The sequence below is a fragment of the Burkholderia sp. ZZQ-2 genome (assembly GCF_050768715.1).
GTDB lineage: Bacteria > Pseudomonadota > Gammaproteobacteria > Burkholderiales > Burkholderiaceae > Burkholderia > Burkholderia cepacia.
On sequence record NZ_LDVA01000058.1, the window covers coordinates 63009 to 84221 of the forward strand.

Annotated in this window: 19 protein-coding genes; 13 read left to right on the plus strand and 6 right to left on the minus strand. The window is 68.5% G+C overall.

Going from position 1 to position 21213, the window contains the following annotated elements; genetic code table 11:
- Positions 1-207 precede the first annotated feature (207 nt).
- The 6 genes from ABY44_RS02225 (at position 208) to ABY44_RS02250 (ending at position 7538) form a co-directional block, all read left to right on the plus strand.
- A complete protein-coding gene (locus ABY44_RS02225; RefSeq protein ID WP_059683474.1) occupies positions 208-945 on the plus strand; it encodes a FadR/GntR family transcriptional regulator in 738 nt (245 codons plus the stop codon).
- 121 nt (positions 946-1066) lie between these two features.
- Positions 1067-2188, plus strand: coding sequence for a branched-chain amino acid ABC transporter substrate-binding protein (locus ABY44_RS02230; RefSeq protein WP_059694892.1), 1122 nt, complete (start codon positions 1067-1069; stop codon positions 2186-2188).
- 69 nt (positions 2189-2257) lie between these two features.
- A complete protein-coding gene (gene lhpH / locus ABY44_RS02235; protein WP_060170949.1) occupies positions 2258-3265 on the plus strand; it encodes a trans-3-hydroxy-L-proline dehydratase in 1008 nt (335 codons plus the stop codon).
- 173 nt (positions 3266-3438) lie between these two features.
- Entirely contained in the window at positions 3439-6027 is a 2589-nt protein-coding gene (locus ABY44_RS02240) for a penicillin-binding protein 1A (protein WP_060171249.1), read from the plus strand.
- 79 nt (positions 6028-6106) lie between these two features.
- Positions 6107-6988 (plus strand): PilZ domain-containing protein, encoded by an 882-nt coding sequence (locus tag ABY44_RS02245; RefSeq protein ID WP_060170947.1) that lies wholly within the window; start codon positions 6107-6109, stop codon positions 6986-6988.
- Positions 6989-7211: 223 nt separating this feature from the next.
- Positions 7212-7538: a DUF4148 domain-containing protein gene (locus ABY44_RS02250; RefSeq protein ID WP_027791556.1), complete on the plus strand. Its 327-nt coding sequence runs from the start codon at positions 7212-7214 to the stop codon at positions 7536-7538.
- A gap of 135 nt (positions 7539-7673) precedes the next feature.
- On the opposite strand, the gene ABY44_RS02255 is transcribed toward ABY44_RS02250, so the two are convergent.
- Genes ABY44_RS02255 through ABY44_RS02265 form a run of 3 tightly spaced genes read right to left on the minus strand, consistent with a single transcriptional unit; the run spans position 7674 to position 9990 of the window.
- Positions 7674-8567, minus strand: a complete 894-nt coding sequence (locus ABY44_RS02255) for a DMT family transporter (protein WP_059694888.1) — start codon at positions 8565-8567, stop codon at positions 7674-7676.
- 8 nt (positions 8568-8575) lie between these two features.
- Complete coding sequence (locus tag ABY44_RS02260) at positions 8576-9364, minus strand: DUF2182 domain-containing protein (protein ID WP_060171247.1); 789 nt, start codon at positions 9362-9364, stop codon at positions 8576-8578.
- A 23-nt stretch (positions 9365-9387) separates the two neighbouring features.
- Entirely contained in the window at positions 9388-9990 is a 603-nt protein-coding gene (locus ABY44_RS02265) for a DUF1326 domain-containing protein (protein WP_059683480.1), read from the minus strand.
- Positions 9991-10338: 348 nt separating this feature from the next.
- On the opposite strand from ABY44_RS02265, the gene ABY44_RS02270 reads away from it, so the two are divergent.
- Positions 10339-10743, plus strand: coding sequence for a lysozyme inhibitor LprI family protein (locus ABY44_RS02270; protein WP_021159155.1), 405 nt, complete (start codon positions 10339-10341; stop codon positions 10741-10743).
- A gap of 54 nt (positions 10744-10797) precedes the next feature.
- Here the strand turns inward: ABY44_RS02270 and ABY44_RS02275 are convergent, their stop codons facing one another.
- On the minus strand, positions 10798-11445 hold the full coding sequence (locus ABY44_RS02275) for a response regulator (protein ID WP_006483707.1): 648 nt from the start codon (positions 11443-11445) through the stop codon (positions 10798-10800).
- Entirely contained in the window at positions 11442-13550 is a 2109-nt protein-coding gene (locus tag ABY44_RS02280) for a PAS domain-containing sensor histidine kinase (protein WP_060170945.1), read from the minus strand. The genes ABY44_RS02275 and ABY44_RS02280 overlap by 4 nt, the downstream gene beginning before the upstream one ends.
- Positions 13551-13872: 322 nt before the next feature.
- Between ABY44_RS02280 and ABY44_RS02285 the strand changes: the two genes are divergently transcribed.
- The 5 genes from ABY44_RS02285 (at position 13873) to ABY44_RS02305 (ending at position 19408) form a co-directional block, all read left to right on the plus strand.
- Complete coding sequence (locus tag ABY44_RS02285; protein WP_060085250.1) at positions 13873-14343, plus strand: universal stress protein; 471 nt, start codon at positions 13873-13875, stop codon at positions 14341-14343.
- A gap of 376 nt (positions 14344-14719) precedes the next feature.
- Complete coding sequence (locus ABY44_RS02290) at positions 14720-15226, plus strand: cupin domain-containing protein (protein ID WP_027791561.1); 507 nt, start codon at positions 14720-14722, stop codon at positions 15224-15226.
- A 185-nt stretch (positions 15227-15411) separates the two neighbouring features.
- Entirely contained in the window at positions 15412-16437 is a 1026-nt protein-coding gene (locus tag ABY44_RS02295) for a DedA family protein/thiosulfate sulfurtransferase GlpE (protein ID WP_021159151.1), read from the plus strand.
- 443 nt (positions 16438-16880) lie between these two features.
- A complete protein-coding gene (locus ABY44_RS02300; RefSeq protein ID WP_059694883.1) occupies positions 16881-18263 on the plus strand; it encodes an amino acid permease in 1383 nt (460 codons plus the stop codon).
- Between the two features lie 209 nt (positions 18264-18472).
- Complete coding sequence (locus ABY44_RS02305) at positions 18473-19408, plus strand: universal stress protein (protein ID WP_060170943.1); 936 nt, start codon at positions 18473-18475, stop codon at positions 19406-19408.
- Positions 19409-19952: 544 nt separating this feature from the next.
- Here the strand turns inward: ABY44_RS02305 and ABY44_RS02310 are convergent.
- On the minus strand, positions 19953-20387 hold the full coding sequence (locus tag ABY44_RS02310) for a hypothetical protein (protein ID WP_027791569.1): 435 nt from the start codon (positions 20385-20387) through the stop codon (positions 19953-19955).
- Positions 20388-20941: 554 nt separating this feature from the next.
- Between ABY44_RS02310 and ABY44_RS02315 the strand changes: the two genes are divergently transcribed.
- Entirely contained in the window at positions 20942-21196 is a 255-nt protein-coding gene (locus tag ABY44_RS02315) for a DUF3562 domain-containing protein (RefSeq protein ID WP_060085258.1), read from the plus strand.
- Positions 21197-21213: the final 17 nt, after the last annotated feature.

Here is a 21213-nt window from a genome sequence, read left to right on the forward strand (position 1 = left end):
CAAATCTGCCGGGTACCGTGACACAGGGCAGTGTGGATCGAATCTATACCACTTGCTGGCCCGTCTGCAACCCAGAAAATAAAGCGCCTTGCCGGTTTTGGTTCTAATATCTGTCCAGAAGGGCCGCCATGGCCTCGATGCCGGCGCGCTCCGGTATAGTGCGAACCCATTCCAGATTCACGCCCGCGACCGGGCAGGAGCTACACGATGATGTCCGCGCGTCCCGACTCACTCGAAGGCGGATTCAAGCCGCTGCAGATCTACGAGCAGGTGGCCGAGAAGATCCGCGACGAGATTCGCGCGGGGCGCTACGCCGCCGAGTCGCGGCTGCCGTCCGAGCGCGAGCTCGCGGGGCTGTTCCAGGTCGGCCGGCCGGCCGTGCGCGAAGCGCTCGGCGCGCTGCAGAACGAAGGGCTCGTGTTCACGAAGCGCAATTCGGGCACCTACGTGGTCGCGGCGCCGCTCGACGTGCTCGCGCAGCGCGGCGACACGCACGAGGCGTCAGAAGCCGATTTCAGCCCGACGTCGACGCTCGACGTGCGGTTGATCCTCGAGCCGGCGATCGCGCGCCTCGCGGCCGCGCACGGCCGGGCCGACCCCGGCGCCGAACGCTACCTGGCCCAGATGGAAACCATTACCGATGTCGACGATCCCCATCAGCGGGCGCTGTGGAACGAGAGCGACCGGTTGTTCCACCGGCAACTCGCGTTGATGACCGGCGACGCGCTGATCGTGAAGATCGCGGACGAAGTCGCGAAGACGATGGACCAGCCGCTGTGGAAGCGGCTGAAGGACGACGGCATCTACGACGCCGGCCGGATCCGGCTCTACGTGTCCGAGCATCGGCTGATCTACGAGGCGATCGTGTCGGGCGACGCCGATGCGGCGGCGTTCTATGTCGAGCAGCACATCCGCCGCGTGCGGCGCGACATCGCGCCGAAGTGACCGCGTCGAAATCGTTCTGGTCTGAAAAATGACCAGAATCGAACACTTTATTTTGAAATTGCTTGCGCGGTGACCACGCGTGTCCTACATTGGTTTCACACAAAACCAATCAGGAGACATCATGCGACACCTCGTTACCGCGCTTTCGGTGGCCATTGCCGCCGGCGCGCTGACTTCCGCGCACGCGCAGGAAGTCGTGATGATCGGCCATTCGGCGCCGCTGACCGGCCCGCAGGCCGCGAACGGCAAGGACAATGAAAACGGCGCGCGCCTGGCCGTCGACGAACTCAACAAGGCCGGCATCAAGGTCGCCGGCAAGACCGTCACGTTCAAACTGGTTTCCGACGACGACCAGGCCGACCCGAAAGCGGGCGTGCAGGTGGCGCAGAACCTCGTCGACAAGGGCGTCGTCGCGGTGCTCGGCCCGTACAACTCGGGCGTCGCGATTCCCGCATCGCGTGTGTACTCGAATGCCGGCGTGCCGATGCTGCCGGTCGCATCGAACCCGGCGCTGACCAAACAGGGCTTCAAGAACATCTTCCGGATCGGCGCGAGCGACGAGCAGCTCGGCGGCACGATGGCCACGTTCGCCGCGAAGACGCTGAACGCGAAAACCGCCGCCGTGATCGACGATCGCACCGCGTACGGGCAGGGCGTCGCCGAACAGTTCATGAACGTCGCGAAGGCGAACGGGATCAGGATCGTCGACCAGGAATTCACGAACTCGTCGGCCACCGATTTCCTCGGCATCCTCACCAAGATCAAGGCCAGCAACCCCGACGTGATCTTCCTCGGCGGCTATGCGGCGCAGGGTGCGCCGATGGCCAAGCAGATGAAGCAGCGCGGCCTGCGCGCGAAGCTGCTCGGCGGCGACGGCATCTGCTCGGCCGACATGGGCAAGGTCGCGGGCGACGCGGCATCGATCGTCTACTGCGCGCAGGGCGGCGTCGCGCTCGAGAAGACGGCGGCCGGCCGCGAATTCCTGAAGAAGTACCACGACACGTATCACACCGATACGCAGGTCTACGGCGTGAACTACTACGACGGGATGAAGCTGCTCGCCGACGCGATGGTCAAGGCCGGTACGACCACCGACAAGGCGAAGCTGATCGCGCAGCTCGCGAAGTCGAACTACGCGGGCGTCGCGGGCACCTATTCGTTCGACGCGAACGGCGACCTGAAGGGCGCGCCGACGACCGTCTACGTGATCCGCAACGGCCTGCCGGAACCGTACGCGAAGTAAGCGCCGCACAAGCCTGTCACCGGACGGCGGCGCGACCGCCGTCCTTCGTTTCCACGCATCCGATCGACCATGAAAATTTCCCGATCCCTTTCCACCGTCGAAGTGCATACGGGCGGCGAAGCGTTCCGCATCGTCACGAGCGGGCTGCCGAGACTGCCGGGCGACACGATCGTCCAGCGCCGCGCGTGGCTCAAGGAGAACGCCGACGAGATCCGCCGCGCGCTGATGTTCGAACCGCGCGGCCACGCCGACATGTACGGCGGCTACCTCACCGAGCCGGTGTCGCCGACTGCCGATTTCGGCGTGATCTTCGTGCACAACGAAGGCTACAGCGACCATTGCGGACACGGCGTGATCGCGCTGTCGACCGCCGCCGTCGAGCTCGGCTGGGTGCAGCGCACGGTGCCGGAAACGCGGGTCGGCATCGACGCGCCGTGCGGCTTCATCGAGGCTTTCGTGAAGTGGGACGGCGAGCATGCGGGGCCGGTGCGCTTCGTCAACGTGCCGTCGTTCATCTGGCAACGCGACGTGTCGGTCGAGACGCCGTCGTTCGGCACCGTGACCGGCGACATCGCGTACGGCGGCGCGTTCTATTTCTACGTCGACGGCGCGCCGTTCGACCTGCCGGTGCGCGAAGCGGCGGTGGAAAGGCTGATCCGCTTCGGCGCGGAAGTGAAGGCCGCCGCGAACGCGAAATACCCGGTCGTGCATCCGGAGATTCCGGAAATCAACCACATCTACGGCACGATCATCGCGAACGCGCCGCGCCATCCGGGCTCGACGCAGGCGAACTGCTGCGTGTTCGCGGATCGCGAGGTCGACCGCTCGCCGACGGGCTCCGGCACCGGCGGCCGGGTCGCGCAGCTCTACCAGCGCGGGTTGCTCGCGGCCGGCGACACGCTCGTCAACGAATCGATCGTCGGCACGGTCTTCAAGGGGCGCGTGCTGCGCGAAACGACGGTCGGCGGCATGCCCGCCGTGATTCCGGAAGTGGAAGGCTGCGCGCATATCTGCGGGTTCGCGAACTGGATCGTCGACGAGCGCGATCCGCTGACCTACGGTTTTCTCGTGCGCTGAGTCGCCGCGCCGATCGGCCGCGCGTTGCGCGGCTTCCCGTTTGTCGTACCAGGCTTGGCGCGTCGTTCCCGTGAGGGAGCGCGCGCCTTTTTTGCGTGTGAACCGGCGCCCGGCCGCCCGTGCAGGCGGGCGCGACGCCGTCGCGGTTCGGCGGGCCGCGCGAGTTTGGTACGATGCACCCTTTTCAGCCGAGCTCCACCCGCGTGAATCGCCGAAACGTGTCGTCAGTGCGTGACTTCTGTGCCAGATGGGTCGCGCGCGCCCAACCCGTCGCGGCTGCCGCCGTCGCGCGGGTCAAGCCTCTCGCCGCCGTTGCGTGGCACCACCTGCGTCATCCGACGCGCCGCGGCGTGCTGCTCGCGGGCGCCGCCGTGCCGGCGCTGTTCGTGGTGTACGTGGTCGTGCTCATCCCGTTTACGCCGGGCATCGGCGACATCCGCAAGGCGCGTGTCGACCAGCCCGCGCAGGTGCTGTCCGCCGACGGCAAGCTGCTGGCTGAATTCAAGCCGTCGAACCGGGAATGGGTGCCGCTCAAGCAGATCTCGCCGCGCATGGTCGACGCGCTGATCGCGACCGAGGATCACCGCTTCTACGAGCATCACGGCCTCGACTGGAAGCGCACGGCATCGGCCGCGCTCCATACGTTCTCGGGCAGCCGCCAGGGCGGCTCGACGATCACGCAGCAGCTCGCGCGCAACCTGTATCCGGACGAAATCGGCCGCGCGCCGACGCTCACGCGCAAGGTGAAGGAGGCGATCACCGCGCTGAAGATCGAGGCCGTCTACAGCAAGGACCAGATCCTCGAGACCTACCTGAACACGGTGCCGTTCCTGTACAACGCGTACGGTGTCGAGATGGCCGCGCGCACCTATTTCGACAAGTCCGCCGACGAGCTCGACGTGCTCGACAGCGCGACGCTCGTCGGGATGCTGAAGGGCAACAGCTACTACAACCCGGTGCTGAACCCCGAGCGCGCGCTGCAGCGGCGCAATACGGTGCTCGGCCAGATGGTGAAGTACGGCAAGCTGTCGCCCGCGCAGTTCGCGCAATTGCAGCGCCGGCCGTTGCGGATCGATTTCGAGCGCCAGAAGGAGCCGCCCGGGCCGGCGCCGCATTTCGCGCAGCAACTCCGCAAATGGCTGATCGCGTGGGCCGACCGCAACGACTACAACATCTACGCGGACGGGCTGATCGTGCGCACGACGATCGACTCGCGGCTGCAGCAGATGGCGACGCAGGCACTCACGCTGCAGGGCAACCAGTTGCAGGGCATCGCGAACAACGCGTGGAGCGGCCGCGACGGCTGCGGCACCGACAACGAGGTCTTCCGCACCTTCATGCGCGAGTCGCCCGAGTACAAGGCCGCGCAGGACGCCGGCAAGGACGACGCGGCCGCGATGAAGCTGCTCGCGGCCGACCGCGGCTTCATGCGTGCGCTGTGCAAGACCAAGACCGACGTGCAGGCCGGCTTCCTCGCGATCGACCCGCGCAACGGGCAGATCCGCGCGTGGGTCGGCAGCCGCGACTTCACCAGCGAGCCGTTCGACCACGTCGCGCAGGCGCGGCGCCAGCCGGGCTCGACGTTCAAGCCGTTCGTCTATGGCGTCGCGTTCGCGAACGGGATGAAGCCGGACGACACGTTCATCGACCAGCCGGTCGAGATCCCGTTGAAGGGCGGCGAGATCTGGCGGCCGAACGACGACGTGCCGCCGACGGGCAAGCCGATGACGCTGCGCGACGCGGTCGCGCTGTCGCGCAACCGGATCACCGCGCAGGTGATGGAGAAGGTCGGGCCGGTCTCCGTCGCCAGGCTCGCGCGCGACATGGGCGTGCGGGAAAGCCCGCTCGAACGCGTGCCGTCGCTCGCGCTCGGCACGAGCCCGGTCACGCTGAAGGAGATGGTCGCGTCGTACGCGACGGTCGCGAACGGCGGGCTGTATGTCGAGCCGCAGATGGTGACGCGCATCGAGAACCGCCAGGGCGACGTGCTCGCCGAATACGCGCCGGCGCCGCCCGAGCGCGCGCTCGACGCCGAGACCGACAAGACGCTGCTCAGCGTGATGCGCGACGTCGTGACGCGGGGCACGGGCGGCAGCATCCGCACGCGCTTCGGGATTCGCGGCGACGTGGCCGGCAAGACGGGCACGACGCAGGACAACGCGGACGGCTGGTTCATCCTGATGCAGCCCGGCCTCGTTGCCGGCGCGTGGGTCGGTTTCGACGACGGCCGCGTGACGTTGCGCAGCGATTACTGGGGGCAGGGCGCGCACAGCGCGCTGCCGATCGTCGGCGATTTCTTCCAGCGTGCGCAGCGCGCCCGGATCGTCGACACGAAGGCGAAATTCGATACCGAGCCGTCGCCGGGCTGGTTCGCGTCGCTGCGCGAGCGCGTGACGGACCTGTTCGACACATGGTTCCCGCCCAAGCCTGAGAAGGCGCCCGCGCCGGTCAGGACGCAGCGGGTGGAGCGCGCGCCCGAGGCTGACACCGGCACGGAATCGACCGCCTCGGCCGCCTCCGCGCCGGAAGCGGCATCGGGTGGCATCGTCGAGGAATGGGTACCGGCGTCCGAAGTGGCCGCGTCGGCTGCCGCGCTGTCGGCCGGCGCTTCGCAACCGCAGCCTGCTCAGCCGCCAGCGGGTGCGAGCATGCCAGGCGGGGGCAGTTCGGGCCTCGGTGCTGCGCCGGCCGCCGCTCCTTCGGCTGCGCCGGCCCAGCCGCCCATGCCGGCCGCTCCCGACGCGAGCGGCGCTTCGCAGTAACGGAGCCGTTCAGATTTCGCGCGCGGCTGCCGTAATCATGGTGTCACGACAGCTCGCGCGGTCGCTCCGCGCCTCTCCGATGAGGCTATCTTCCGACTACGTCGCGCTCACGCGCGACGATCTCGCCGCCGGTGTCCCGTTCGCCTTCGATCTCTACGATGCCGACGGCGCCGCGCTGCTGCCGGCGGGCACGACGCTGCGCGATGCCGCGCAGCATGCATTCCTGTTCGACCATTTCCGGCCGGTACGCCGGCGCGACGACACCGAAGCCGTAGCCGAAACCGAGACCGCGCCGCGCGTGCCCGACGCGGTGCCGCATGCCGCGCGAATGGGGTTGTCGGCGGGCGCCGCGATCGGCATCCGCCGCCGGGTCGGCACGACCCGCGGGCTGCAGCGCTACCGGCTGATCGGCATTGCCGCCTCGGGTGCGCTGTTCGTCGAGCCGCAGCCGGCGGCCGCGTTCGACTTCGCGAGTGGCGACGACATCGAGGCGGTGGCCATCGGCCGCGCCGCGGTGTCGCGTTTCGGTGCGACGGTGGAATCGGTGCACGAGGCAGGCGGCGCGCGGTTTCTGGTCCTGTCGCCGCCGGGTTTCGTCGACCGCCTGCGCACACGTGCGGAGCCGCGCGTGCCGGTGCGGATCGCCGCGTGCTGCGCAGGCGGAGCGGAGGGCGCGGAAGGCATCGGGATGGTGCACGACATCAGCGTGAGCGGGCTGTCGATTGCCGTCGACCGGCCGATTGCCGCCATCGGCGAGCCCTTGCGCGTGCTGCTGCCGTACGCGACGGGCGGCCGGGTCGAGCTGCTGGCGCTCGACGGCACGGTGCGGGCCGTCCATGCCGACCCGGCGGCGCCCGCGCTGACGCTGCATCATGCGGCGTTCGGCGAGACCGGCGCCGACGACCTGATTCGCCTCAAGGCGTTGTTGTTCGACCGGCTGATGGCGTCGTCGGGGCGCTGATGCCCGGCGGAGCGCACCGGGTACCGAATCGCGGCATTCGGTGCGCGAACGCCGATAATCGTCTGACGATTCAGTGAATTCCGCGACGATTGTATGTTTTCCGTCAACAGTGAATTCGTGATTTAAGTATTTACCCTGATAGGGCCGCCTCCTAGACTTCTACTCATGCGCAACGACCCCGAGTCCGAAGCGCCTGACAAAACAATCCTGGAGGTAACGCATCATGAAATCGCTGATCAAGGCAGTTGCACTGGCCGCCCTGGTGGCCGCACCGGTCGTTTCGTTCGCCCAGAGCCAGCAGCCGCTGACGCGCGCGCAAGTGCGCGCCGAGCTGGTTCAGCTCGAAAAGGCCGGTTACAACCCGAACGACTGGATCAATTACCCGGAAAACATCCAGGCCGCGCAGGCAAAGATCGCCGCCGCACAGAACACCGGCGCGCAAGCCGATGCAACGGGCTACGGCTCGAACCCTGTCGGGACGTCGCAGTCGGGTCAGCGCGTGCTCGTGCCGACCGCCGCCGACCGTTCGTCGGTGTACTTCGGCCACTAAGCCTGGCAGCGCCTGCAGGGGCGCCCGGCGCTTGCCGTCTCTTCCGAAACCCGCGCACGGTGTCCGTGTGCGGGTTTCGCATTTTGGCTGCCTGAATCGTCGGGTCGGGCGCGAGCGCGTTGCGCCCGATGCGCATCAGCGGCGGCTGCCCGCCTGGCGCGCCCGGGTCGCGAGCACGGTCGCGACACCGCCGAGGATCGCGGCCGATGCGAGCGCGAGCCGCCAGGTCGGCTGTTCCGACAGGAACAGCACCGCGCCGCAGGCAGCGATGGGGGGAACGGAGAGCTGGACCGCCGCGGCGCGCATCGCCGTGAGGTGCCGCAGCGCGGCGTACCAGAGCACGTAGCCGAGGCCCGAGGTCAGCGCGCCGGAAAGCACGGCGAGTACGGCGCCGGCCGGCGTGACGTGAAAGCGGGCGGCGAGTGCGACGCTCAGCGCGAGCGCCAGCGGCGCGGCGCGCAGGAAATTGCCTGCGGTTGCCGCGACCGGATCGACGGGCCGACGGCCGCGTATCGAATAGATTCCCCACGCGATGCCCGCAGCCGTCATCAGCGCGGCGCCGCGCGGCGTGGGCGCGGCGAGCCCGGGCGACACGAGATACACCAGTCCGCCGAGCGCCGCGCCGAACCCGGCCCAGCCGGTCGCGGCAAACCGTTCGCCGGCGTGCCATCCCGCCGCAAACATCGTCAGCTGCACCGCGCCGAACAGGATCAGCGCGCCGGTGGCCGCGCTGACGGTCAGATACGCAAACGAGAAGCACGCGACGTACACGAACAGCATCGCCGCGGCGGGCCAGTCCGCAGGCGGGGCGGGCCGCCGCGCACCCGCGCGCGCGACGATCGCGAGCATCAGCGCGCCGGATACGAGACGCAGGCTGCCGAAGCTGGCCGCGTCGATTCGTCCGGCCTGCAGCGCGAGCCGGCACAGCAGCGAATTCGACGCGAACGCGAGCATCGCGATCGACGTCAGCGCGGCGACGCGCATGCCCGGCCGGACATGCAGCGCGAACGTGGAGGCAAGCGGTCGCATCGCGCGCCTCACGCGTGGCTGGCAACGATCAGCACGGCCGCACCGAACAACGCGGCGCCAAGCGGCGCGGTGAGTGCCTGGCCCCAGGCCGCATTCTTCTCGAGTGCCATCAACGCGGCGAGCGCCAGCATCCAGCCGAGGCTGCCGGCGCCGACGACGAACATCAGCAGCATCAGCGCCCAGCAGCAGCCGACGCAAAAGAGCCCGTGGCTGACGCCGAGCGCAAACGCGTGACGCATCGGCGTGCGGCCACGCCAGCGGCTGATCACGAAACTGAACGGCGTGCGGCAACGATCGAGACAGTGCGTCTTCAGTCCGCTGAACTGGAACGCGCCCGCGAGCGCGAAGACGGCCGCGCCGATCAGCCAGCCGCGCCACGCGAGCGCCGGCACGCGCGCGACACCTGCCAGCACCAGCCCGTGCAGGCCGTGCGCGATGAGGCCGAAACCGCTCCACGTGGCGACGTAGCCGATGCCGACGAGCGCGAGCAGGCGCGTCTGGTCGGGGCGGCTCGCGACGACGCGGGCGAACGCATCGAACAGCGACAACGTCGTCGGCAGCATCATCGCGAGGATCATCAGCGTCCAGCCGGCCGCGTCGAACGCGGCCGGCAGCCACAGCGTGCCGCCCGGCAGCGCGCGGCAAAGCGCGCTGAACGGTGCGGACAATGCGCTGTCGCCGTGGTCGAGGTAGCGCCCGTACGGGCTGCGCGTCCATGCCCACAGCGTGAGCCACGCGAACGCGGCGAGACTCGCGAGCACGAGCGGAAACAGGCGCCGATGCAGCGAAGCAGCCATGACCGTGGGCGTGCGATCGCGCTTCACGCGTCGAACAGGAACGTGCTCTGCAGCGCGTTGTGATTCTTCAGATCGACGTCGATGCCGATCGCCGCGTTCTTCGACCGGTAGACCGGCGCCTTGCCGACGAACACCGGTGCGCCGGGTACCGTCGAGAACACGGTGTCGGTCAGCGTCGTCTGCGCGCCGCTCGGGCCGAGATACGGCTCGAGTTCCGCGTGGTAGTCGGTGCCGATCGACAGTGTGCCGCGTGCCCCTTCGACGTTGAAGGCGATGGGGGCGCGTTCGATCGACACGACCGTGCCGATCAGTTTCGCGAGTTCGGCGATCGGGCCGCCGGCCTGGCCCGTGTAGACCTTCAGCAGCGCCTGCTCCTGCGCGTCGGATGCCGTGTCGCTGACGTAGATCGCGGCCGTCCAGTTGCCTTGCAGGATGTTGCCGGGCACGCGGCACACGGCGGCGATCGTGTTGCCGCTCACGTCGACGCCGTCGACGGTGCCCTTGTCGACATGCCATGCGACGATCGTGTCGCAGACGCCGAAATCCGGGTCCTCGCCGATCCAGCACGGGCAGAGTACGCGGCAGTTGCAGACCTCGAGCAGACGGCCTTCCAGGTGATAGCTCATGATTCCCTCCAGGGAGCGACGGCGATAGCACGTTGGGCCGGGTGGAGGAACCTGACTGACGAGTCGTCACCCCGCTCGGCGATGCGAACGCGAAATGCGCTGAGGAATGCGCGGAAGCGGAGACGGGATGGATGCGATAGCGCGGGCCTGAAGCGGCGTATCGATTTTCCAGTGTAGGTGCGCGCGGCCGATATGCAAGCCGTCGCGGGCGCTGCGATGCCGGCTGACAAGCCGGCGCGCGTGCGCTAGCATCGCGATCGGTATCGCCGCCGCACGGCGGCCGATGTGCGACAGCGCGACAGGCCCGGCACCGGGTTCCACGACTTCAACGAACAACAAGGAGCATCCATGCGTGTCTTGACCGGCCTGCTGTGCGCACTGGCGCTGGCGGCGAACGTCGCCCATGCGCAGGCGAATTGTGCCGACGCGACGGACCAGGCGGCGATGACGGCGTGCGCCGATCGCGCGTACAGGAAATCCGACGGGGAACTGAACCGGATCTACCAGGCCGTCACCGCGCGCCTGCGCGATGCGCGGCCGCTCGCCGACAAGCTCGTGAACGCGCAGCGTGCGTGGATCGCGTACCGCGATGCCGAATGCAGCTTCTCCAGCGCGAACGCCGAGGGCGGCAGCGCGTATCCGATGGTCGTGTCGACCTGCCTCGACGATCTGACGAAAGCGCGCACCGAAACGCTGAAGGGCTATCTGTCGTGCGAGGAAGGCGATCTCGCGTGCCCGGTGCCCGCGAAGTAGGCGTGGTGAGCCGCCCGCGGTCGGGCGGCGCACGCCATCCGCTGCCAGACGTCGCTAGACGTCGTCCGTTTCGTCGAGCAGCTTGTGCCGCATCGCGTAGCGCACCAGCGCCGCTTCGTGCGGCATCTGCATCTTTTCCAGGATCCGTGTCTTGTACGTGCTGACCGTCTTCGCGCTCACGCACAGCGCGTTGGCGATCTCGGTCAGCGTCTGGCCCGCCGCGATCCGCCGGAACACGTCGAATTCGCGATCGGACAGCCGCTGGTGCGGCAACGTCTCGGCCGGCTCGTTCAGGCTCTGCGCGAACTGCTCGGCCATCGCGAGGCTCACGTAGACGCCGCCCGACGCCACCTTCGTGACCGCGCCGACCAGCTCGGCGCTCGCGCTTTCCTTCGTCAGATACCCCGACGCGCCGGCGCGGAACGCGCGCACCGCGTACTGCTGCTCCGCGTGCATGGTCAGCACGAGCACGCGCAGCGCGGGCTTCTCGTCCTTGATCTGCTTGATCAGTTCGACGCCGTTGCGGCCCGGCATCGACAGGTCGAGCACGAGCACCTGGGCGGGCGTGGCGCGCACGAGCGCGATCGTCGACGGGCCGTCGCAGGCTTCGCCCGCCACTTCGAACCCGGTGGCGTTCTGGAGGATGTGCCGCAGACCGTCGCGTACGAGCGTATGGTCGTCGGCGATGAGCACCTTGATCATGTGATGAGCGTTTCCTGTTGTACGGTGCTGAGCGGGAGTGCGACGGTGATCGAGAAACCGCGCGCGAGCGCGGTGTCGATCGTCACGGTGCCGCCCAGCATGTGGGCGCGTTCGCGAATGCCGATCAGGCCGAACGATTTGTCTTCGTGGGCCGGGCCGCCGGGTGCCGAGCCGCGGCCGTTGTCCGCGACGCGCAACACGCAGAAGCCTTCCTCCACGTCGAGCCGCAGCGCGACGCGCGTCGCATCCGCATGGCGCGCCACGTTCGTCAGCGCTTCCTGGACGATCCGGAACAACGTGGTCGCGCCCGCGCTGGTGAACGTGAGGCCGCCCGTTTCGATGTGCCGCTCGACGTCGATCCCGTAGCGGTTCGTGAAATCGTTCGCGAGCCATTCGATCGCCGGCACGAGGCCGAGATCGTCGAGCATCACGGGCCGCAGGTCGGCCGCGATGCGCCGCACCGATGCGACCGTCGCGTCGATCAGCCGCCGCATGCCCTGCAGGTGCGACAGCACGCCCGCGTCGGGCAGCGCGCGGCCGGGCATGCGCAGTTGCTGCTCGACCACCGACAGATCCATCTTCAGCGCGGTGAGCTGCTGGCCGAGGTCGTCATGCAGTTCGCGCGCGATGCGGGTCTTTTCCTCTTCGCGCACGTTCTGCAGGTTCGCCGACAGTTCGCGCAATTCCTCGCGCGACAGCTTCAGCGCATTCTCCGCGCGCAGCCGCTCGGTGATGTCGCGCAGCATGACCGTGTAGAGCTTGCCCGACGCGTCGCGGATCTGCGAGATCGATGCCTCGATCGGGAATTCCTCGCCGTTGGCGCGCAGCCCGAACAGCACCCGCTGGCGGCCCATCTGACGTTCGGACACGCCCGTCACGCCGAACTGGTCGACGTGCTTCGCGTGCGCGGCGCGGAACCGTTCGGGGATGAAGCGCGACAGCGGCGCGCCGATCGCTTCCATCGCGGACACGCCGAACACCTGCTCGGCCATCGGGTTGAAGATCACGACCGTCTGCTTCTCGTCGATCGTGATGATCGCTTCCATCGACGAACGGATGATGCCCATCATCCGCGCCTCGTTGAGGATGCCGCGGCTGCTCGCACCGGAATCGGCGGCACCGGTGCGGCGCAGCAGTGCGTGGACGAGCATCGCGAACGCGATCGACGCGATCAGCCCGGCGGCGAGCACGGTGCCGGCCGCGCGTTGCGCGCCGGTTGCGCTCGGGCGGCCGTCCGCGGAATAGGCGAGCGCCAGCACGGTGCCGCCGAAGTTCAGCTCGTCGGTGCGCCGCATCAGGTCGGGCGATGCCGACGCCTCGTCGGTCGTCGTTTCGACGCTGACGATCGCACGCCGGTCGCCGCCGGCGGTCATCGACACGTCGATTCCGCGTTCCGCGTCGAGCGCGCGCTCGATCAGGCGACGCGGGCTCAACGCCGCGAACAGCACCCCGTCGGCGGCGGCTTCGCGCGTGCCGGACGGCGGGGCGGCCGCATGCGGCGACGCGGCGACCGGCACGAACAGCGTGAAGGTGCGGGCGTCGCGGGATGTGTCGTCGTCGGCCGGGTGGACGCCGAGCGCGATGTCACCGGTCTGCAGCGCGCGCGCGAGCGGCGCAGCGTCGGAGGCGCCGAAGCGCACGACGGGCGAATTCGACGCCGGCGCGCTGAGCACCGCGGTCGCGAGCGTGCCGGCCGGCATCGGGTTCGTGCCGGCGAGCGCGGTGCGGGTCGCGGGCGGCAGCGGCGCATAGCCGATCTGGCGAACCGGCGAGCGGCCGCTGTCGAGGTCGAGCGTGTCCACGTACCGGCGCCACTGCTCGGGCGTCATGTCCGGGACGAGGCTGAACGCGCCGCGCGCGCCTGCGAGCACGGCAACGCCGGACTGCAGCTCGTGGCGGAGCATGGCCGTCACGTGCGACGTGCGGCGTTCGAAACGCGTATGGACGGCGCCTTGCCACTGCTCGCGCACGAGCAGCGCGACGCCGAGCGACAGCGCCGCGCCGGCGCACAGCGCAACGACGCCGGCCGCGAGCGGCTGGCGTAACATGATCTGGAGGCGCGTGGGCCCTCGGGCGTCACGCGTCGGGGTTCCACTGGCGGTCATTCGATGGCCATTCTGTTGTCGGGGGCCGCCCCGTGGCACGGGGGCAGCGCAGCAAAACCGGGCAAAACTCGCACCGGCTGCACGCAACGTCTAATTTCAAGATGAAATTGTGCGCGATTTACACGTTTTTTGTAATGGGGTCACTAGAAATTGCGGCAACCGGCGTGAAGCAGCGGGCGCGCCGGCCGCACTTGACGCGCATCAACGGGCGCGTCGGCACGTGGGGCAGACTGTTCGGCAGGCCAGCCGGCACCGGGCCGGGTGGCGATAACGGGCCGCCGTCGCGCGACGCGCGAGGCGTGCCCGGTCGGAGGGACGGACCATGTACAAGCGGATTTTCGTCGGGCTCGACGGCAGCCCGAGCGCGCGTCTCGCGCTGAACGAGGCGATCCGGATCGCGGCGGCGTCGGGCGGTGAAGTCACCTGCGCGTATGTCGTCGAGCACCGGCCGCAGCTCGTCGACGTCGATGCGGGTTTCGCGGCCGAGCGCGATGGCGATGCGGCCGCGACCGATGCCGCGACACCGGTGCTCGACGCTGCGAAAGCGGTGCTCGCCCAGGAGCATGTACCGGGCACCGTGCGCGCGCTCGACGCCTACGGCGAGGATGTCGCCACCGTGCTGATGCGCACGGCGGCCGAAACCGATGCCGACCTGATCGTGATGGGCACGAGCGGGCGGCACGGCCTGCGCAGGCTGCTGCTCGGCAGCGTCGCCGAATCGCTGCTGCGCGCGGCCGACCGGCCCGTGCTGCTGGTGCGACACAGCGAGCCGGTCGCGCCGTCGGCTGCGTGACGTACGCGGGCGCGGCGCCGACGCATGGGCGGCCGCGGGCGGCGGCTGTCGCGCGGATCCGCCGGATGACGGCCTGACGAAACGGAAACGCACGACGCGCCGGCCGACGCTCGGCGTGTGAACGCGACTGCCGTTTCTGTCGCACCGGCCGGACGAGGGCGGTACACCCGATGCGCCCCATGGGCGCAATCGCGTGCCCATGGTTGCATCCCGATGCGCAGTTCTGGCAGCATCGGCCGGTGTCCGCTTGTTCGCCGCGCGCATGGCCGCGGCGTTCGACCCAGCGGCATCCGGCGGCATGCGATCGCGTTCGCGACGGGCGAAGCGATCCGGTGCGCCGGGTGTCCGGTTCCTTACCTTACCGACGTCATCCGCCATGCCGATTTCCGCTACCGACCTGATTCGCCAGTTCGACCTGCAGCCGCACCCCGAGGGCGGCTATTTCCGCGAAACCTACCGTGCGACCGATTCGGTCGTGCGTCCCGCCGACGGCGCGCCGCGCGCCGCGTCGACGGCGATCTATTACCTGTTGTGCGACGGCGCTTACTCGTCGTGGCATCGAATCCGTTCCGACGAAGTCTGGCATTTCTATGCGGGCGATCCGATCGAGGTATGGGTGCTCGACGAGCGCGACGGGTTGACGATCCACCGGCTGGGCAACCCGCTCACGCATCCGGGCACCGTGTTCCAGGCGGTCGTGCGGGCCGGGAGCTGGTTCGGCGCGCGCTGCGCGGCGCCGGAGCACGTCGCGCTCGTCGGCTGCACGGTGGCGCCGGGTTTCGAGTTCGCGGAATTCGAACTGGCCGACGCAGCCGCGCTGGCCGCCGCGTTTCCCGACTACGCGGAACACGTCGCGCGGCTTGCGCAGCGCCCGGACGCATGAGCACTACAGCGGTGCCGGCAGCCTCCTGAAGCCCGCGCCGAAGGCGCGGGTTCCGCGCGATCGCGGCCAAACCCGTTTAGAATGCCCGTCATGCACTGGTTGGCTGCGGACGTGCCGCGGCGGCCTCTGCCCAGCCGGTCCGACGGCCCTCGTCGCGCGGCCGCATGTCTTCCAGGAGCGCCGCCGTGTGGCACTTTCCCATCGCTATTCCATCGTCGCTCGGCCCGTGGGCCGTGTTCGCGAGCGTGTTGATCACGCAGCTCGGCGTGCCGGTGCCGGCCGTGCCGATGCTGATTCTCGGCGGCACGATGGCGGCAATGGGGCAGGCATCCTGGGTCAGCATGTTCGCGGCGGCGATCGGCGCGACGATGCTGGCCGATTCGCTGTGGTTCTTCATGGGCCGCACGCGCGGCCGGCGCCTGTTGAACGGCCTCGTGCGCTTCTCGCTGTCGCTCGACACCACGCTGCGTTTCGCGCGTAACGTATTCGAAAGGTACGGTGCGCCGCTGCTCGTGCTGTCCAAGTTCCTGCCGGGCCTCGGCCTCGTGTCGGCGCCGCTGCTCGGCACGACCGCGATCGGTGTCGGCGTGTTCCTGTTCTGGGATCTGGCCGGCGCGTCGCTGTGGGCCGCGTTCTGGCTGGTCGGCGGTGCGGCCATTCACGACCAGATCGTCCAGTTCGTGCTGTGGGTGCGCGCGAGCGGCGGCACGATCCTCGACGCGTTCCTCGCGATCTTCATCACGTTCCTGCTGTACCGCTGGGTGCGTCGCGTGCAGTTCCGCCGTTATCTCGCGCAGGTGCGCATCTCGCCGCCGCAACTCGTCGAGATGATGACGTCGGACGAACCGCCGCTGATTTTCGACGCGCGGCCGAAGGCGATTCGCGAGCGCGAACCGTACCGGATCGCCGGCGCGGTGCCGGTCGATCTCGATTCGCCGGACCTGCTCGACCCCGAACTGCTGAAACGGCCGATCGTCGTCTATTGCGTGTGCCCGAACGAAGCCACGGCGAAGCGGCTGATCGCGAAGATGCAGCGCAAGAAGATGATCCACAACATCCGCGCGCTGAAGGGCGGCCTCGATGCGTGGGAAAAGCACGGCTACCCGGTCGAGCCGATGCCGGCCGATCTCGACGCGTCGCGTTATTTCGTGCGGCCGGAACACGGGGCGCTCGAAGGCGAATATACGGTGCGCGCGACGCTGTCCAAATAAATCCACGCACGAGATACGCGCGCATTCGAATTCCGCCGCGGATTTCACCCGCCACGATTTCCACGAAAATCGGCTGGCGCGAAACCGCTGATCCTCCATATAATCCCGCCTGCATATTGCGTGCGCATGATCGCGCACATTCGACGCGTATTCGTTCGCGCCGAAAGCGATTGATCCCGGTGCCGTCCGTTACGCGCTCAGCCGCGTCACACGGGCCGCACGGGCGTATTCCGTGAAAGGCCCGATCCGTTTTCCGGATTGTTCCGGAAAATACGGATAATCCGCGGCAATTCCCATCGGATTGACGCAGTATCCGTGTCGTTTCTTATTTAGAAAGCGACAGCGGAGATTATTTCGTTTTCGGCATGCCGGGCTCGGCATGAACGGTCGCGCATTGACATTGACAATGACGGCGGCCCGTTCACGGCTGCCAGGAGACGGACTTGAAACAACCAGAAGACCAGTTGCACCGCGGGCTGGAAGAGCGGCACATCAACCTGATGGCGCTCGGCGCGACGATCGGCGTCGGCCTGTTCCTCGGCTCGGCCAGCGCGATCCGCGTCGCCGGCCCGGCCATCCTGCTGACCTACCTGCTGGGCGGCATCGCAATTTTCCTGATCATGCGCGCACTCGGCGAGATGGCGATCGCCAATCCCGTCGCCGGCGCATTCAGCCGCTATGCGCGCGACTACCTCGGGCCGCTGGCCGGCTACCTGACCGGCTGGACCTACTGGTTCGTGTGGATCGTCACCTGCATGGCGGAAATCACCGCGGTCGGCGTCTACATGCACATGTGGTTCCCCTCCGTGCCGAACTGGATCTGGGCGCTCGCGGCGCTCATGGCGATGGGCTCGGTGAACTTCATCGCGGTCAAGCTGTACGGTGAATTCGAGTTCTGGTTCGCGCTGATCAAGATCGTCACGATCGTGCTGATGATCATCGGCGGCGGGTTGATGATCGCGTTCGGCATCGGCAACGGCGGTGTCGCGATCGGCCTGTCGAACCTGTGGGCGCACGGCGGTTTCATGCCGAACGGCATCAACGGCGTGATCGCCGCGCTGCCGATCGTGATGTTCGCGTATCTCGGCGTCGAGATGCTCGGTCTCACGGCAGGCGAGGCGCGCAACCCGGAGAAGTCGCTGACGAAGGCCGTGAATTCGGTGTTCTGGCGCGTGCTGATTTTCTACATCGGCGCGCTGTTCGTGATCATGTCGCTCTATCCGTGGGATCAGATCGGCACGCAGGGCAGCCCGTTCGTGATGACGTTCTCGCGGCTCGGCATCCCGGCTGCCGCGGGCATCATCAACTTCGTCGTGCTGACCGCGGCGCTGTCGTCGTGCAACAGCGGCCTGTTCAGCACCGCGCGGATGCTCTACAACCTCGCGCAGCAGGGCCAGGCGCCGAGCAAGCTCGGCAAGGTCAACCGCAACGGCGTGCCGGTGTACGGCGTGATCGTATCGGTCGCGCTGCTGCTGATCGGCGTGCTGCTCAACTATCTCGCGCCGCAGCACGTGTTCACGTGGCTCACGTCGGTGTCGACGTTCGGCGCGATCTGGACGTGGTGCGTGATCCTGATCGCACAGATGCGCTTTCGCCGCACGCTGTCGGCCGACAAGATCGCGCGCCTGCCGATCCGCGTGCCGTTCTATCCGCTCGGTTCGTTCGTCGCCCTCGGTTTTCTCGTGCTGGTCGTCGTGCTGATGGCGTTCACGCCCGACACGCGCGTCGCCCTCGTGATCGGGCCGGTCTGGATCGTGCTGCTCGGCATCGCGTATGCACTGTTCTACGCGAACCGTCCGGCGGCATCGGTGCCGACGAAGTCGTAAGCGGCGCGGGCAGGGGCCCGCGCGACCCTTGATCGCGATCATGCACGCGCGGGCCGGACGTCCTATGCTGAACGCATCGATTGTCCGCGCTTCGCGTGACACCCCGCCGATCCCCGCGACCGCGGCGGCCGTCCGGCCGCCGCGCGCCGCTTCCGCGCGAAGCTCCCGTCGTCGTTCCACGACGACGCGCACGCACGGAGGCCTTCGCCATGCAGCTTGCCCAGCCCATCCCGACGCTTGCGCGGATCGCGCTGGCCGTCGATCCGACGCCCGAATCGCTGTCCGCCGCACGCTACGCGCGCACGCTGCTGCGTCCCGGCATGCGATTGCGCATCGTCTGCGCAATCGACAACCCCCGCCTCGTATTGCCCGACATCCCGCGCATCGACGCGCTGCTGACGTCCGCGCGCGAGGACATGATGCGCGAAGCGCAAGCCACCAACGAGCGGATCGCCGCGCTGTTCGCCGATAGCGGGATCGAGGTCGAGCAGGCCATCGTCGATACGTCGGTGACGGGCGGCTCGGTGGCCGATGCACTGGTGAACGATACGTCGGAATGGCGCGCGGACGTGCTGATAGTCGGCGCGAATCCGCATCACGGGCTGCTGCGGCTCGTCGAAGGCGCGATGTCGGACACGCTGACGACACGCGCGCGCTGCGCGCTGCTGATCGTGCCGGCCGCCTATGCGCTGCCGTCGAATGGCGGCCTGCAGCGGCTGATGTTCGCGGTCGACGGCAGCGAGCCGTCGCTGCACGCGGTGCGCGTCGGGCTCGGCTTCGCGACGCCGACAACGTTGCTGTACGCGGCATACGTGATCGATCGCGCGGTTCGTCTGACGGATATCGTGCCGGTGCGCGCGCTCGAGGATGCCTATCGCGCGGAGGGCGAGGATGCACTCGCGAAGATCGGCCCGCTGTTCCATGCGACCGGGAACCCGACCAAGCGCGGTATTGTCGAAACCCGCCCGACCAGCGACGACGTCGCCCATGCACTGATGCGCGACGCCGTGCACTGGCGTGCCGAACTGCTGGTGGTCGGCACGCACGGCCGGCGCGGCATCGCCGCCTGGCTGATCGGCAGCGTCGCGCGTCGCGTGGCGCATCTCGCCCAGGTGCCCGTGCTGCTCGTGCGCGGTACCGAGTAAATCGCGCGGTGTCGAGATCGAAACCGGCCTGGTTTGATCTGCATCAGAAATGGCGCAAGTATCGCGTGAGACATTGACGGAACAACCGGCCGCGCGGCCGGTCTGTCGTGCATGCACCGCGTAGCCGCGCGAGCGTCGAAGGCCGTGATCGACGGTGCATTCCATCATTTTCCGGAGCCGCGACGTGCGATGCACGGCACGCGTCATCCGGCCGAGAACTCTCTGGCACGAGGGTAGGCAGCCGTCGGCTGCCTTGGAGGACGGGCGGGGTGCAAGTCACCCCGTCCGCTTTCCGCGTTGGTGTTGTCGTTGGCCCCGTCTGAAGTGCATTCCCCGCAGGAATCGTTGTCATTGCGACCGTGTGGAACGGCGCGTGGTGATGCGTGATGGCGCGCGGTTGCGCCGATGCGAAGCGGTGAGGGTCGCGGCCGGCTCACCGTTGCCGCGCCGTCGTCCTACAGGCACGGCGTGCGGCAGGCGCTGCCGACGTTGCGCGGTGAGCAGCCATTGCACGGCCCCCGTGCCGTGCCGGCCGCTTGCCCGCTCAGCCGGTGCGAAGCATCGACCGCAAGTCGTGTCGCCGGCCTGCGCCGCGGCGTACCCGCGGGCGCTGACGCGCGACGTGCAGCGGCGCGCATAGGCCGCATGTACGGTTGCGCAGGCGGTTTGCATGCGGCCAGCCGGGGCGCGCCTTGCGGCGTGCCTCGACCGCGGCCGGCGCGTCGGGTGCGGCCCGTGCGCACAGTGCCGCGGCGAACCGTTGCAGCGCGAGAACCGAGCCCGCGACGCTCTGGTACTTCTCGCGGCCGATCTGCCCGTCGAGCGTGACGAGCAACCCGGCTTCGCGAGCAAGTGCAAGCAAGGTGTCGATATCGTCCGACGGACGGTTGCCGGCCGGCACGGCCTGGGCGGGCAGGGCGCGTGCGTTGCCCGACGCGCGCCGTTGGCCGTCCCGGCCCGGTAAGTTGCGATGTGCCATGGTTGGTCTCCTGCGCCAGGCCCCGCATGCCGGCTCGACGGCCGGCTGAGCGATGACCTGTATGAACGTTTCGTCCATGTCACCAGTATCGTGGGGCGCCGGTACCCTGCCAAGCAGCGTGCGCTGAACTCGCTGTCAGGGATTGCGCGGTGCGTATCGGAATCCGCTGACACGCAGGGCGCCCGATCGGCCGTCCGGGCGACGATCCGGCCCGTTCGTTCCGACGAATGGCCGGCGCGTGGCGCAGCGCGCTTGACGCATGATTTCGGCCGGTCTAAGTTCGCGGATGCATCGGCGTCGAGCAGCGTCCCATCGTTCGCCCGCCAGCCGGTGCCGCGCCCCGGGGTGGCGTGGCAGGTTTCCAGTCTCGTTCGCGAGCCGTTTGCGCCGCGAATCTTGCGCGGCCGGTTCGGGGACGGATCGGCACGGCGGCACGCAACGTGCCGTTGATCGCGCGCAAACACGCGCCGGCGCATCGCACGCCGCGCGGCCGTTCAGTCTTTAAGCTTCCAGTACCTTCTTCTTTTCGTTCCTCGACCGTCAGGAGTCTGTCGATGTCCAAGGACAGTTTGCTCGATTCACTCAAGGAAGCCGCCAGGCAGCGCGCGATCGGCGCGGATCAGTTGCGTGCGATGCTCGACGACGAAGTGCGCGTATTGTCGTCCGACGCGCGGGTGCACGATTACATCCACGTGTTCGCGATCCGGCACCTGCGCGAACGGATGCGCCGGCAGGACGAGCTCGACAACGACACGCGGGCCGACGGGCCGCCCGCGGAAGCCGATCCGCGTCCGGGCCATCGCCTGTGACGGGCGCGCGCCGCAAC